Annotated in this window: 11 protein-coding genes and 1 pseudogene; 2 read left to right on the forward strand and 10 right to left on the reverse strand. The window is 37.3% G+C overall.

What is annotated here, in order from left to right:
- Positions 1–383: 383 nt before the first annotated feature.
- The 7 genes and pseudogenes from ACVYAD_RS20400 to ACVYAD_RS20430 form a co-directional block, all read right to left on the reverse strand.
- The gene (locus tag ACVYAD_RS20400) at positions 384–1,421 is read right to left on the reverse strand and encodes a WxLIP family cell surface protein (protein WP_476427720.1); all 1,038 of its coding nucleotides are present in this window, start codon (positions 1,419–1,421) and stop codon (positions 384–386) included.
- A gap of 260 nt (positions 1,422–1,681) precedes the next feature.
- A complete protein-coding gene (locus ACVYAD_RS20405) occupies positions 1,682–2,500 on the reverse strand; it encodes a WxL domain-containing protein (protein ID WP_476427722.1) in 819 nt (272 codons plus the stop codon).
- 33 nt (positions 2,501–2,533) lie between these two features.
- Positions 2,534–3,325 carry a WxL domain-containing protein gene (locus ACVYAD_RS20410; RefSeq protein ID WP_476427724.1) on the reverse strand — a complete coding sequence of 264 codons (792 nt, stop codon included), beginning with the start codon at positions 3,323–3,325 and terminating at the stop codon, positions 2,534–2,536.
- 228 nt (positions 3,326–3,553) lie between these two features.
- A pseudogene (locus tag ACVYAD_RS20415) lies at positions 3,554–3,604 on the reverse strand (sortase B protein-sorting domain-containing protein); the annotation flags it as partial.
- 870 nt (positions 3,605–4,474) lie between these two features.
- Positions 4,475–5,341 carry a GNAT family N-acetyltransferase gene (locus tag ACVYAD_RS20420; protein ID WP_476427726.1) on the reverse strand — a complete coding sequence of 289 codons (867 nt, stop codon included), beginning with the start codon at positions 5,339–5,341 and terminating at the stop codon, positions 4,475–4,477.
- A 471-nt stretch (positions 5,342–5,812) separates the two neighbouring features.
- A complete protein-coding gene (locus ACVYAD_RS20425) occupies positions 5,813–7,645 on the reverse strand; it encodes an ABC transporter ATP-binding protein (protein WP_476427728.1) in 1,833 nt (610 codons plus the stop codon).
- On the reverse strand, positions 7,645–9,366 hold the full coding sequence (locus ACVYAD_RS20430; RefSeq protein WP_476427729.1) for an ABC transporter ATP-binding protein: 1,722 nt from the start codon (positions 9,364–9,366) through the stop codon (positions 7,645–7,647). Before ACVYAD_RS20430 ends, ACVYAD_RS20425 begins: the two co-directional genes overlap by 1 nt.
- A gap of 695 nt (positions 9,367–10,061) precedes the next feature.
- Here ACVYAD_RS20430 and ACVYAD_RS20435 point away from each other — a divergent pair.
- A complete protein-coding gene (locus ACVYAD_RS20435; RefSeq protein ID WP_476427730.1) occupies positions 10,062–12,083 on the forward strand; it encodes an EAL domain-containing protein in 2,022 nt (673 codons plus the stop codon).
- A gap of 289 nt (positions 12,084–12,372) precedes the next feature.
- Entirely contained in the window at positions 12,373–12,576 is a 204-nt protein-coding gene (locus tag ACVYAD_RS20440) for a hypothetical protein (protein WP_476427731.1), read from the forward strand.
- 207 nt (positions 12,577–12,783) lie between these two features.
- Here ACVYAD_RS20440 and ACVYAD_RS20445 read toward each other — a convergent pair whose 3' ends face one another.
- From ACVYAD_RS20445 to ACVYAD_RS20455, 3 genes are all read right to left on the reverse strand, one after another.
- On the reverse strand, positions 12,784–14,073 hold the full coding sequence (locus tag ACVYAD_RS20445) for a flagellin N-terminal helical domain-containing protein (RefSeq protein WP_476427732.1): 1,290 nt from the start codon (positions 14,071–14,073) through the stop codon (positions 12,784–12,786).
- 708 nt (positions 14,074–14,781) lie between these two features.
- Positions 14,782–15,249, reverse strand: coding sequence for a threonine/serine exporter family protein (locus ACVYAD_RS20450; RefSeq protein WP_476427733.1), 468 nt, complete (start codon positions 15,247–15,249; stop codon positions 14,782–14,784).
- 12 nt (positions 15,250–15,261) lie between these two features.
- A complete protein-coding gene (locus ACVYAD_RS20455) occupies positions 15,262–16,014 on the reverse strand; it encodes a threonine/serine exporter family protein (protein WP_349661534.1) in 753 nt (250 codons plus the stop codon).
- Between the last annotated feature and the right edge of the window lie 15 nt (positions 16,015–16,029).

Below are 16,029 nucleotides of genomic sequence, written 5' to 3' on the forward strand. Positions count from 1 at the left end.
CCTTAGTATGTATATCTTTAATAGTGAGAGAATTTATCAGGGCATGTTGTCTTGTTGGTTAGGAAATATATGTTTATAAATACCCGATAAATTTTTTAGTATTTCGCTAATGAATGACCATTTTCAACTGATTTTAGCGAAGGACTACTCGAGTGCTCCTGTCGCAGAGCAAAACTTCCTTCTGGAAAGGCGGGGGGACCCTGCACGGATTGAATGTTTTATGTGCAAAAGCAAGTAGCCCTTAGCTGAAATCAGCCTCTACTTAGACATAGATAAAAATGGTTTATCCACACACTTGAGATATTTCAAAAATATAAAGTTTACCTATAGGGTAACAAGGAATAATCCCAAGCTTTCAATAAAAATGCGTATTTTTTCATCAACTATTCGTTCGTTTCTTGTTCTTTTTCTTTTTTCTGCTTCTTTTTGCTATAAACTATATACACTAGTAACCCTACTACTATTAAAATTAACAATCCTACCAAATACGCTAGATAATTCGGACCTTCAATTGATACATCCGTTGCGTTAAATTGGTTTACTTCTTCCCCTTTAATGGTAAAGTCCTTTTCGAATTCCCATGATTCTTTGCTCGACTTAGCCTTTACATGTAACGTATATGTTCCCGTTTTAAATTTTTCTCCATTTAGCGAAATCGGATATTTAAAGTTTGAATTGGGCGCCATTTGCATGTCTTGTTTTTTCGATTCATAGAGCACCTCTGTTTTCCCTTTTTCCGTAACTTCCGCGTCTACTTCAAAACGGTTTAAATACGTTGCCGTTGGATTTTGAAGCGTAGCATTAATGACGTTACGCGCATTCAATTGTCCAGCTTTAACATCGTGTAATTGTAAATCCTGCTTCACTTCAACAACCGTCTCTTGTAAGGTAATTCCTACTACATAAGCATATTTATTTTCAATACTTACACCTTGTTTTGTTTCCTCGGTATTTTTTGACGGTGCTTTCTTCTCTTCTAATGTAATGCCACCCGCTAAAATTCCATCAAATTCTTCTTCAGGCATTGTTACATGTAAATATAAATCCTTACTTCCCTTAGCTGGAATCGTAACTTCCTTATCTGTTTTTATTAAATCCCCTAACTCATAAGGCAATGAAGAATCAGGTTTAGCATTTGTAGGGCCGTACTCTACAACTCCATTAATATTCGTTGTAGCTGAATGAATGATCGGCTCAATGACAACATCATCTTCCGTATTATTTTTTAATTGAATCGTTAATGTCTGCTTTTGATTAGGCTCCATTCTCAGATTGAAATAAGATTTTTGTTTATCAATTTGGTTATCTGGAATGACGGTATACACACCAAAATTAAATTCAGATGCAGAAGCTAATGGTGTTAACCATACTAGGCTTGCAATCAATAGTCCGAATAAGGTCCATAACTTATTTTTCTTCATAATTTCTACCATCCTTACTGCTTAAAATTCTTCAACGATTTAAAGTTATTAGTAAAAACCCGCCATGCTTTCCTCTAACAATGGAGCAACAGGATGTCACGAAGGCGTGATCCTCCTGTCGCTACACTTTTAACTCGCGCTTATTGTAAATTGAATTAGCAGGAGCTTATAAGGGTTTTTACCTGTATCTCACAATATTGCAATGACATGATAGGTTACTATTTTGCTTTTATGACAGTCCCCTATCATGACTATGCTTATTATTGTTGTGTTTCTGGTTGTGTTTCTGGTTGTGTTTCTGGTTCCCCACCTGCTCCTGGTACGTCTGTCAGTGTCCAAGTTAATGATGTAGAATATTTTTCTGCATATTTTGTAGTTGCACCTGGGACATGAAGTTCAATACTATTCGCTGCTGTTTGGTTATCACCAAATACTAAAACGTAAGTACCATTACCTTCTCCTACTTTAGCGGTCATAATATTTTCAGCTACACCAGTTCCCTCCGGTGTTAAACTAAATTCAGATTTAATAATAGACGGTTTTGGAGATTTAGAAGCCGTATTCACCCAAGCATTTTTGAACTGAATTTCAGCACCCGTTAGTACATGATTTTTAGTGCTCTTGAATTGACCATTCTGTTTCACTTGCAGTGACCAACCTGCATCTGTACCACGACTATCTGTCACTTGAACATAGTTTGGGCCTTCTTTAGGATTACGATTGCCAAATTCTTGTGGTTTTACTTTGTAAACTTGATCGGTAGAAGTAATTTTTTGCTTATCAAAGCTTAAACTAGATGCATAGTCAATACTTAATGGACCCTCCGTTCCCGGATTTGGACCGTTTGGATCAGTTGGATCTACTGGTTCTACTGGATTCGGATTTTCCGGATCTGTTGGATCTACTGGCGGTGTTATGGAGCCTTCGCCATCATTTGGTGTAAATTCGATAATTGCATTCGAGTTATAAATTCTTTCATATTTTTCTCCTTCTGCCGCATAAGAAGTGACGCTTCCTCCTAATGCGAAAGCTGTTAACATTGTTGTTGCAACGCCTAGCGATTTTAAATTAATTTTCATGTTTATCATCCTTTATTATTATTATTATTATTATTAATTACCTGGAACATCCGATAAGTTCCATGTTAATTTTGTACTGTATGTAACAGCATCTTTTGGCGTTTTCCCTGGAATAGAAAGGGAAATCGCTTTATTTTTTTGTACTTTCTCACCTTTACTATTCGTCATCTCATCTACCTGTCCCCAAAGGTTTACCCAAAGTCCAGCCCCTTCAGTTGCTTTTGCTGACATGACAAGTGACTCAGCTCCATTTGGATCTAACGTAATTTCTTTAGCCGCTGTTGGCGCTGTCGCTTCGTTTTTACCTGTGACAGTCGGATTTACAAATTTGATTTGCGCGCCATTTAATTTTTTATTTTGCGTTGTAGCATTAGAAAACTGACCTTCTTGGTTAACCGTTAATGTCCATCCGGCATTTGTTCCGCGAGTATCTGAGATTTGCACATAGTTTGGTACAAATTTACTCGTCTCACCGGTACGTAACTTTTGAGCATTCGCATAGTAGGTCATATCTTTGCTCAAGATTTCATTAATACCAAAATCGAGATTCGATACAAAATCAATGCCTAATGGGCCACCAGTTCCTGGTCCTGGTGGTACCCCAGGATCTAACGGATCTACTGGATCCACTGGCTTCTCTGGATCTGGGTCAGTTGGATCTACCGGTCCTTGCGAATCTTCGTTCGGGATAAATGTCACCGCTCCTTTCGATACGTAAGGAACTACTTTTTCTTTTTCTCCCTCCGCTGAAGCAAATTGAGGTGAAATAGCCATTCCACTTAGTAACGTAGCGATTGCTACGGCTTGTATGATCTTTTTATTCATAGGTTAGACTCTCCTTTCTTTGTATTTTTTTATATTTACGTATCAAAAAATGCTGATACGGTAAATAACACTTCTTAAAATATTTTCTCTAATAAGATGCATCCCCAGTTATGTGGATCGCTTACAAAAATCCATTTTCTTTATTGTTTGTAATATTATTACATTTTATGAGCAAAAAAGGACATCCTTTCAAGGTTATATCATCCTCTCATTTCATTGTTTTTTATTTTATTTATATTTATGTATCAGATAAAATGCTGATACGGTAAATAGCACTCCTTGTTATTCCTAAATAAGATGTATATCCCGTTTTTAGATTTTTTCTACGTCCTTAAAGTCAGGTTTCCATTCTGAATCAGGGTCAACATACTTTTCAAAAAAGTGAATGCCCTCTTACTTTGAAAAGCTTGCGAGTTAGCATTAGATGAAGAAGAAGGACTTAGAAACATCACTACTATTACTACAAATACAAAATTGTTTACCTTTTACACTTAACCTATACCTCAAAATGAATGATCTTAAACATATTTTTTTCTTTTTTCTTATCATTCTGTTTACAGTTATCAACTGTATCGCATTTTACAAAAAAATAAAAATCAACTTTTGTTGCTTTTCCAACATAATTTGATAATAGTGATTTTGAAATTAATGTTGAAAATTCTCACTCGATTTAAATGCTTTTCAACGAGTATTGTTGAAAATCTATTAATACTTTTTGGATTTCGCATATGACATGACCCTAGAGTTAGTGATGGTACTACTTCTGCATTACTTGCAACAGTTGAATCATTAAAAACCATTTTCCAACTCTTTATATAAAATTATTCCATTCCCAAAAAACCAAAAAAGACATCCTTTAATCGACTGGCTTAATCAGCGTAAAACTTTCCAGAAAAAGATGCAAATCAACTTTTGTTCACTTTTGAACAAATTTTGATAAAGTAGTCATTTGCATGATCACGAGTATTCTTTTCAGCCTTTTATCCCACGATCGAATGATGTTTCCCTTGGATTTTCCTTTGAGCAAAAGACAAATCATGTAGTTCGTTATCTTCATCTGGAGACCTTACTTCCTTATCTCCGTATTTTGACTTCGTGGACACAAAAAAAGTGAGGAGCGATGCATAAAGCACACTCCTCACTCTTCACTTAATGTTTTACAAAATAGTCTATTTGCTGAGCCTTCATAAAGCCGGCCTTTTCATAAACAGAAAGCGCCTTTCTATTGTCAATCTCTACATCTAGCATGACGCATTTCGCACCAATTTTGCTTGCATAATCTTTGGAAAACGAAAGCATTGCAGTACCTATCCCTTGCCCCTCACAAGTTGGATGTACTGCCAATGCTGTAACCCATTGAATTTCATTTTCCTGGGCAGTCGTCACGGTTCCAACAACTTTTCCTTCTTTACGTGCTACCCACAGTTTTCTTCCAGTCGTTGATGTATTAAAAGCGATTAGCTCTTCAGACTCTTCAGGTAGATCTCCAAACGCTGCGCTATAAATAGCAATCAGCTCTGCCTGTTCATCTGTATAAGGGATAATTTCGATATCATCCTTTAATTCTACTGACTCTGCTTTTGTTTCTAAAGTGGCTTCTGAAAAGCTATATGTAAAGCCTTTCTTTTCAATAAACGTGTGTCCAAAAGGTGAGCCGTCTATTACTACCGCCAATTGCCCCTCTGCTCCGCGCTCCTCGAGGCCTGCCTGTAAAACATCTACTAGAGCCGTTCCAATTCCTTTTTGACGGTACGTAGGTGTTACAACTAAAGACCATTCATAAGTATGCAGCCCCATTAAATCTATTGCACTTGCTGCACCGACTAAGACATCTTTGTCATCTTCATAAGCAAGTACCATAAAGCCCTTCGTTTCAAAGGAACTCGCCATAGGCAAACCCATAGCCGTTTCATAGACGCGATAGTCATTTGTAGTCGCTTCTTCACACAATAATTTTAATTCATTTAATGTTTCCCCATCTAACGGAAAAGACACTGTCATTACTGAAATATTCATCATTTACTCCGTTCTTGTATCAAACTATCGCCCTATTGTAGCAAGAAAGAAAATAATCTTGCAACAAAATAAATTTGACACTTCTAATTATTAACAATTCTTTTCAAATTTAGTGAAATTAAAAAGTTACTATGATTATTGACGGTTATAATGACTGAAAGTTACTATAATCACGTGTGTGTTTGTACACACCCCATTTATCTGAAGATCCGATTTCCACTGCGAATGAACGTCCAGTCGCTCCTTCACCTAGGCAAAATATCATTCATAAATCTTCTATCGGTGAATAATAAACCTGAATTTTTTATTTCGTCATTATCCATAATTATACTATTTTTATAAATAAATTACATTTAAAATTTAAAATGCTATGCTATATTCCAACTAAAAAAAGAGCAATCCCAAAAACTTCGGAATTACTCTTATTTATGTTTGAGGAATGAAATTTATACCTACATCGTTTCGTTCACCCTACTCATCAAGATGATGGGACGAAGATTGTAGCATCTGCGCATAAATACCACCAGATTCCATTAACTCTTGTTGAGAGCCTGCTTCGACTAACTCACCTTTGTGCATGACAAGTACCATATCGGCATTATGCACAGTATTCAAACGGTGAGCTATCACAAAACTTGTGCGTCCCTGCATTAACAGATCAAGAGCCTCCTGAATCGCAAGCTCCGTAACGGTATCAATACTACTTGTCGCCTCATCCAATAATAAAACTTTCGGGTCGGCAATCAATGCTCGTGCAATGGACAATAACTGTTTTTGGCCTTGGGAAATGCCACTGCCATCTGCGGCAAGTATTGTGTCATAGCCATCCTTTAGCGACATGATAAAGTCATGGGCATTTGCACGCTTTGCTGCTTCCTTGATCTCCTCATCACTAGCATCTAATCGACCATAACGAATATTTTCACGTACAGTTGCCTCAAACAAAAACGGATCCTGCAACACAAAGGCCATTTGTGAGCGCAATGCTTGTCGTTCTATTTGCTGTACGTTGACACCATCAAATAAAACCTCACCTTTTGATACTTCATAAAATCTTGCAATCAGCTGCAAAATCGTTGTTTTGCCTGCTCCGGTTGCTCCAACAAGAGCGACCGTTTGACCGGGCTCCACGTTAAAATGAATGTCCTTCAACGTGTAAGCTTCTTCTTTTTGTTCATATTTGAAGTACACATGCTGAAAGCTCACCTGTCCTTCTAGCTTATGCTTTTGCGCTGAAGCTGCCTCCTCTTCAGGCATTTCATCCAGTAGCGCAAATACACGCTCTGCACCAGCAATCGCTGACAATACGGTATTAAATTGATTGGCTAAATCATTTAACGGTCGTGTGAATTGCCTTGCGTATTCTGTAAAAATAACAATGACGCCGATAGACACATGCCCATAAAGAGCGAGTATACCGCCAATACCAGCCACAATTGTAAAACTCATATTGTTTAAAAAGTTCATGACCTTCGGAATATAGCCAGAGTATGTTTGTGCCCAAAAGCCCGTTCTTTTTAATCGTACACTTTTTTCGCGAAACTCCTCTTTCATTCGTTCTTCTTGCGAGAAAGCTTTCACAATCCTCTGGCCAGAAATCGTTTCTTCAATCATGCCATTTAGAGCTCCTATAGCCGCTTGCTGTTCCTTAAATAACGGTGCGGTTCTCCGTGTAATCCAACGCATCGCCCAAAACATAATTGGGATAATCGTCATCGTTAATACCGTTAATAAAGGACTTAAACTTAGCATGATGATGACTGTTCCCGTCAGTGTTAATACACTAGAAAATACTTGGATAAAGGAGCTATTTAATGTGGAGCTAACGGCTTCAATATCATTCGTCATCCGACTCATTAATTCCCCATGCTGACGACGATCAAAAAAGGCAATCGGCAGTCTTTGGAAATGAGCAAATACACTCGTTCGTAAACGATAAATCGTTTGTTGAGCAATACCAATCATCCAATAATTTTGCAAAAATAACGATACGGCTAATAGAGCATAAATGCCGATTAACAGCAGTATCCCCTTCTCTAATCCTGCAAGCTCTCCATGCGTTACGTACATGTCAATCATTTTACCAATTACATACGGCCCAAGAAGAGCCAACATGGAACTCACAAAAACAAGTAACAGTACGGTCAGTAGTAGTGCACGTTGTTCATCGACTATTTTCCATAAACGTAGTAGTGTACTTTTCCAATTTGTCGCACGAGGTCCCTTCTTTTTCTTAACCGTTTGCTTCACATCATCCTTCGTCAAAATAGGCTCATAGCCAAAAGGTTTTTGGAAAAATCCCATTATTCCTCCACCTCCTGTTGGGAGATTGCGATTTTTTTATAGAGCGCTGACGTTTGCAAAAGCTCTTCATGCGTCCCATATGCGACCACTTTTCCAGCATCGATGAGTAAAATACGATGTGCACCTTTCGCTGTGCGAATTTTTTGAGTAACGACTAACATCGTTGCTTGTTCTTCACTCAATGCTTCCCATAATGCCTGCTCCGTTTTCACATCAAGCGCACTTGTACTATCATCAAGCATTAATATATGTCCTTTTCTTAATAACGCTCTTGCAATCGATAATCTTTGTTTTTGACCACCCGAAAGATTGACACCCTTCTGACCGACTCTCGTCTCGTACCCATTCGGGAAATCTTCCACAGAAGCATGGATTTGTGCTTGCATAGTCGCGTGTAGCACTGCATCCATGTCGGCCTCTGCATCGCCCCAACGAACATTATCAGCAATGCTTCCGGTAAATAATAAAGATTGTTGTGGTACATAGCCGATCGTTTCGCGCAGTTCTTGTAAATCCCATTGCTGTACATCTTTCCCCTCTACTACGATTTTGCCCTCTGTCACATCGTAAAAACGTGGGATAAGCTGTAATAGCGTTGATTTCCCTGCACCAGTTGCCCCCATAATGGCAAGCTTTTCACCCGATTTCACTCGGAAGCTTACATCGGAAAGTACAGGTGCGTCTCCCCCAGGATACGTAAAGCTTACATGCTCAAACGCTAATTCTCCGAAGTTCAAATCATTCGTTGTTTTCTCTGAAGTTGATGGTAGTTCAATCTCATTTTCAGTCGAAAGTACTTCTGCCATTCGCTCTGCTGAAGCTTTTGCACGCGCATAAAAAATAATAATAAAGGCAAACATCGAAAACGAGCCTGTCATACGCATGGCATAATTGACAATGGCCACTACATCTCCAAGTGGTGTTGTACCAGAAGCTATTTGTTTTGTCCCAAACCACAGCACTGCGAGTAAACTCATATTCATGATGAATAACAATACAGGCATAATATACTCCATTGTGCGTAGAGCTTTTACAGTATCTATTTTTAAGCGGGAGGCAACTTCATCAAAGCGAGAGGCTTCATAGGCACCACGTAAATAAGCTTTCACTAATCGAATAGCCTGTAAATTTTCCTGTAATACTCGATTCAAACGATCTACTCTCTTTTGCACACGTCCAAAATAAGACACACCTTTTGCCACCATAACGATAAGAAAAATAAAAATAATCGGTGCGCCAATTACTAGAAACAATGCTAGTTTAGCGTTTACAACAAAAGCCATAATGATGCTGCCAATAACGGCAAGTGGTGCACGAAGCATAATACGTAAACTCATAAACAGCACCGTCTGAACTTGCGTCACATCATTCGTTAACCTTGTTATAAGAGAAGCCGTTGAAAATTTTTGATAAGTAGCTAATGTAAAGGATTGTATTTTTTCAAACAGTGCATTTCGTAAATCATAGGAGAAACTCTGTGCTGTATGCGATGAAAAATAGGAATTCACAACACCCGCTATAAATGCTACGAAAGATAAGGCCAGTAACACAATTCCCCATTGCCATATCATCCCTTGATTTTGAGCTTGTACTCCATCATCTATGATTTTCGCCATAACCAATGGCTGCGCGAGCTCCACAAACAATTCCAACAGCATTAAACTAAACGCGATGAATGCTGTCCATTTATAAGGCTTTACATAGGAAAAAACTTCTTTCATATTCTTCCCCCTTCTTCTTTATAAGGGAGTTCCATAAATGAGCAAGGAACTACCATACTGTATTTTTGCTTTCCCTTCATATGAAAGCCATGTTACACACAATTGTCTAGGATACAACGTGTAGAAGGTAAACGGGTCTATCAAAGAACTGCTACCTCCCCAGAATAAGACTTTGCTACTAACTAACAAAATGGCAATTGAAGCGTTCGTTAGTAGGAGGAATAGACCTATCAACGTATCCATAATCCCTATTACTTGATATTTTGGTGGCCATTTCTTTAAACTAAGAGAGGCATAAGCAATGACAACTACAAGTACCAAAAATTGTAACAATGTAGCGAAACAGCAATACTTCCGTTGGTTGTAGCCAAATGCCGAAACATCTTTTCTAGTTAACAATTACTATGTAAATAATATAATACCTGTAACCGATAAAACATAAAAAAGGCCCAACGCTACCTATAACATGCACTAGAGCCAATAAATACTATCTCTTTTAAATGTCACACACATTACTCACTCCCTATATATATACTAAAAAATGTTATTTATCTTCAAATCTTTCCATGTTTTTCGCTAAAAAAGTCCCTATATTTTTTATTATCAAATATTTACAATCATATTCATAATGACTAATTCCTGATAATTAACTATAATAATAGTATATATAGATTACTCAAGGAGATCGAATAATCATGAGTCATATGCATAAATTATTTACCATTGATGAACATTATTTAAATTCACTTCCTTTTCCTGCAATTGTCATGAATCAAGATGGACAAATTATTCATTTGGGAAAGCTTGCTGAACAGCTATTTGGTTTTTCAGCTACTACTGTTAAAGAACATACCGCTTCATTCATTCACGAAAATTTACTACATCAACTTTCATTAGAAAAGTTTCAAACCATTTTACAAAATGATGACAGTACGTATATCAATCAAATTCAACTGAAAACGTATACAAACGAAGAAATTAACTCAGCGCTTCTAGCTAAACCATTTATTGAACAAGGAGAGCATTTCATCCTTATGATGTTTATGCTACCAGAATTAATGATTAATTCTGTCTCAAATTGCGGTACTCTCGCAAAATTAAAACAAGGTTTGGACTCGACGTTTATGACAGTAGTACTAGATCATGATGGGTTCATTTTAGAATGTAATGCTGAATTTCTAAAAACGAGTCAGTGGACACCAAAACGTGTAATTGGTAAAACGTTCTGGCAACTGTTCCCTGATAATAAAGAAAGTGAAAAGATTACAACTACCATTTGGCGTAATTTAAACAATGGCCAAACGTGGCAAGGCGAAATCGAAAAAGTTACAAAAACAGGCCAATCTTATTGGGTACTACTCACAGCTATCCCAACATTTGATATCGAAACAAATGAACAACAATTTTTATTGATTGAAAAGGATATCACGAAGTCTAAGTCCATCCAACATCAGCTTGAAAAGATCGCTTATATCGATACAGAAACAGGTCTTATGAATGCACATCGTCTCGAAAAAGTGATTTCCAACATGATTGAGGATGAAAGAAACTTCTCTTTCGTCTATTTAAGTATTGATAAATTTTATACATTAAAAGAATTACATGATCAGCAAATTGATCAAAGTCTTATTGTAGAGTTTACAAATCGTATAAAAATGTACTTCCAAGATAGCACAATGGCACGTATTAACGAAAATGATTTTGTCGTGATTACACCATTAAGTGAATGGTTCATTCAAGGCTTCCTGTCTTACTTACAACAACATCCAATTTATAACAGTAATGTAGCTGTCCCTATTTCTATTAGTGGCGGGATTACACGTTATCCAGAGGATCAAACTACATTCTCCCAACTAATGAAGGCATCTATTGCTACTATTACAACTGTCCGTGAGGCCGGTGGCGATAAAATCGTCTCCCTATCAAAAGCAACACATAAAGCATTAAATCGTAAAGCTTTAATTGAAAAACGTTTACTTCAGGCTCTTGACCAAAAAAACCTAAAAGTCCTCTATCAGCCGCAAATTGATGTTACTTCTGGTAAAATCACAGCTGTAGAAGCATTAGTTCGTTGGGAAGATGAAGTAATAGGCGTTGTCTCACCAGATGAGCTTATTCCAATTGCGGAGGAAACAGGTCTTATTAATAATATCGGTTCCTTTATGCTAGAAAAAGCTTGTGAACAGGCACTCATCTGGAAAAAAGCGGGTCTTAATTTAAAAGTATCTATTAACTCTTCTGTACGCGAATTCCGAGATAAAAACATGGCAAAATCAGTTCTTGACACGTTAGCGAAAACTGGCTGTCCAGCGAACCTTATTCAAATCGAAATCACCGAGAAATTTGCCCTAGAAGCAGAAGCTGCTAGCTTTATTACACAGCAAATGCGTAAGCTTGAAAATGAAGGAATCGCCTTTATTCTAGATGATTTCGGTACCGGATATGGCTCATTTAGATATATGCAAATTCTACCAATTGATACATTAAAAATCGATAAAACATTTACAAGCTCTCTATTAAAATCTGAAAAAACACAAAAGCTTATGAACGGTATGGTGCAACTCGGAAAATCTATGGAACTTAAAGTTGTCGCTGAAGGTGTCGAAACGGCTGAACAAGCAGATATTTTAACTACTTATGGCTGTGATGCGATTCAAGGCTACTATATTAGTAAGCCAATTCATGCTGAAGAAATTGAAGCATTATTCGTTAAATAGTTAATTTGAAGAAGGAGGTTACGCTTAAGACGTAGCCTCCTTCTTTGTTGTTGAAAAACTATTATGTTAATGAAGGTAAGTAACTCTTTGGCAAAGTGAGGGGTTGATTTCCATTCCGACTGGGTGTTTTGTTGCTGTCGCTTCGCTTTCGCTACAGAAAACATTTGCTGCTGTCGCTTCGCTTTCGCGCAGTTAAAACATTTGTAGCTGCCGCTTCGCTTTCGCTACAGAAAACATTTGTTGCTGACGCTTCGCTTTCGCGCAGAGCATAGCTTCCTGGGGGCGTCCGATGAGCCGCTTGGGGCAACAGATGTTTATTGCGCGAAAGCGTAGTGCTAACATAGTGACAGCAGAGGATTTTGTTTATGCGAAAGCGCAGCGACAGCAGGGTGTTGGTCACGAAGGCGTTATCACAGGACATGATGCTTTTAGCCTTCGTTCCTCTATCGCTGATCCCCAAGGAGTCATACAGTCTCCACTCCAATCAACTTAATCTCATTGCATACGTTTAACAAAAGGTCATCCCGCTACACTTGTAGTCCAAGCACATGAGCATCCACTTAGTTTTAAATGTTTCGTTTATTAGAAAAAGAGATGTATCAAATTACGATACATCTCCCTCTATGATAAGACTTGGAACGTTGCGTTCTGTTAATAGTTCCATCATATGACCACTTATTGCGTTCAATCTTAACGTAACTTATTGAAGAAGTTTTAAAATTTCTTCTGGTTGTTTATTTGATTGAGCGAGCATTGCTTGGGCAGCTTGTACTAAAATATTATTTTTCGTGAATATTATCATACCGTTAGCCATATCAGTATCGCGGATACGTGATTCAGCAGATTGAAGGTTTTCAGATGTATTTGTAACTGAATTATAAGCGTATTCAAGTCTGTTTTGATGCGCCCCAAGACTAGAACGTACACCGGAAACAATATCGATAGCACTGTTAAAACTACTGATACTACTTTGAGCCAATGAGCTATCCAAAACCGAGACACCATTAATACCTATGGCCTGTGAACGAATATCAGGTATTGTTAATTCTGTTGTCTGACCAGAATTAGCGCCTATTTGAAGCTTTAAACCGTCTGTAGAATCTGTAGGATCTGTAGGATCTGTAGGATCTGTAGGTTGATTTTCTCCTGCTGTTAAATCAATAACCCCTTCAAAATAAGGATTAGTTTCTTCATTAGGAACTTTTCTATGCCTTACATCAATTGTCATACCGTTATATGAATATATTAAACTAGTATTTTCTTCTGTAATAATATGTCCATCTCCATGAATAGTTAAACTTTCTGCAACCCCCTTAACATAATTAACAGTTATCACTAATTCTGTATAAAAACCATTATCAGGGTCTTCAATAACCTTCTCGCCTTCATTAAGCTTAACTTTATTATTCTGATTAGGGTCTTTTTTAGGGTTACTACCACTTCCAAATTCAATCCAATCATCTTCTGCTGTAAACGGGCCTATTTTATTATCGTTATAATCCACAATAGTTAATGATGAGGTTGGTGAAGGTGGTAAAGGTGGTAAAGGCGGTGAAGGTGGTGAAATCTTCAGTGCACCATTAAGTAATTTTTTAGTATTAAATTCCGTATTATTACCAATAGATGTAATTTCTTTTTTTATCGCTTCTAATTCCATTTGGATCATTGCTCTATCACTAGCTGTATTGGTGTCATTCGCTGCTTGCACACTTAACTCTCTTCCGCGTTGAAGAAGTAAATGCACTTCATTTAAAGCGCCTTCAGCTGTTTGTATTAATGAAATACCATCTTGAATATTTTTTCCTGCCATATTTAAACCACGAATTTGCCCACGCATTTTTTCCGAGATGGCCAGTCCAGCTGCATCATCTCCCGCATGATTGATTTGATATCCAGAAGATAGCTTCTCTAATACACTATCAGCCTTTTTCTTATTTTGTGTTAATCTGTTATGTGTATTTAGGGATGAAATATTATGTTTTATTCTCACAAATATCTACTCCTTTCAAGTCGAACTTTTACACCCGAATTTAAACTGCAATTAATGAAGCTTTATGAAATTGATAAATCTCGTGCAAACATTGCTAGAGACTATGATATATACCTTCTGGGTTAGATCGTTGGATAAAAAACCATAATAAAACAGGCTCTTTCGTTGCCAAAGATAATCGAACAGAAGAAGAAAATGAACTGGTTCGATTACGTAAGGAAAACCATCGATTAATGACTGTTTGATAACTAAAAGTTAGTTTGAAAAAGACTAAAAGGATGACTATTAAAAGTAAACTTGCTTTTTTCATTTCGAAGTCTCCTTTTCATCTTATTGAAAAAATAACAAAGGGCAGCTACCTTTAAATGGATAATATTTGTTATTTTCTACAGTTATTACACTAGCAATCCTCTCAAAAAGATACAAATCAACTTTTGCTCGTTTTTGAACATATTTTGATATTCACTTTTCTTGAAATTTCTCGCTAAGTAATGTATGTGCTTCTTATTTTTTCTCATTTTCAACTGCAAATAAAAAAGGAATCTGCTCGTTCTTACACCTTGTAAGAGTTAAGCAAATTCCTTATAGCGCTTTCACTTGGAAGCAACAACAATCTTTCATCTGTAGAACAATATAAAGGAGGTTACATTTAAAACGTAACCTCCTTATATTTGCTTTTGCTTTTCTATCCGCATCGGCTCTAAAGCCTTATTTCTTGTAGACCTTTTGGATTGTCGCCTTACCGTTACGTACAGAACGGAAAATAAGCTGTATCAGTACCTCTGCAAATACAAGTCCTATAACGATGGCACCTGTAATTAAAAATGCCTTTAATCCATATTGTAGCCCTTGTATATAATCATCCTCAACTACATTTCTCATGGCATTATAAGCCATGCCTCCCGGAACTAACGGGATAATCCCACCAACAATAAAAATAATCATTGGCATTTTGAAGCGCCGAGCATACAAATGGGAAACAATCGCAATGACAAAAGCGCTAAAGAATGAGGCATTTACTACATCCATGCCATGCTCTGTTAGGATGAAGTAAATCATCCAGCCTACTACCCCAACAAAACCACAATAAATGAGGTTTTTTCTAGGTACATTAAAAATAACGCCGATACCGGCCGTCGCAAAAAAGCTAAGAATCAACTGTGTAATATAGTCCATGTCGTCTGCCTCCTAAAACGATAGAGTAACGGCAATAGCTGCACCAATTGCAAAAGCTGTTAAAAAGGCTTCTACGCCCTTCGCCATCCCTGACATAAAATGACCTGCTATTAAATCTCGAACTGCATTCGTAATCAAAATACCTGGTACTAGTGGCATAACGGAACTAATTACAATTTTATCTATTTCCGTACCATGGCCATATTTCACTGAAAAGACAGCAATCGTTCCTACTACTAATGAAGCTGTAAATTCTGCGAAAAATTTCACTTTTGTTAAGTCATTTATCAATAAAAGCACTAGGAAGCCTACCCCCCCTGCCAAACAGGCAAAAAGGAAATCAGACCACCCCCCCTTAAACATTATAAGGAAACAACCACTCGCAAGAGCCGCTGATATGACTTGAATATATGTGGGTAAAAAATAATTTGTTTTTTGTATCGACTTTAGCTCGTCATAAGCTTCTTCTAATGTTATCATGTGAGATGTGAGTCTCCGAGATACTGAATTTACCAAGGCTATTTTTTGTAAATCTGTTACCCTGTTGGAAATCGATGTAATTCTCGTTGGCTGTGTCTTGCCTAACGAAAAAATGATCCCTGTGGGTGTGGTATAACATTGCGCATCTAGCATGTTCTGAGAATGTGCCATACGTAGCATTGTATCCTCCACACGGTATGTTTCTGCACCACTTTCAATCATAATTCGCCCCGCAAGCAATAAGCAGTCAATCGTAAATTCATTATCCACTTCATGTAAAACCATTACAGTTAACTACCT

This window comes from Lysinibacillus sp. G1-3, assembly GCF_056322905.1.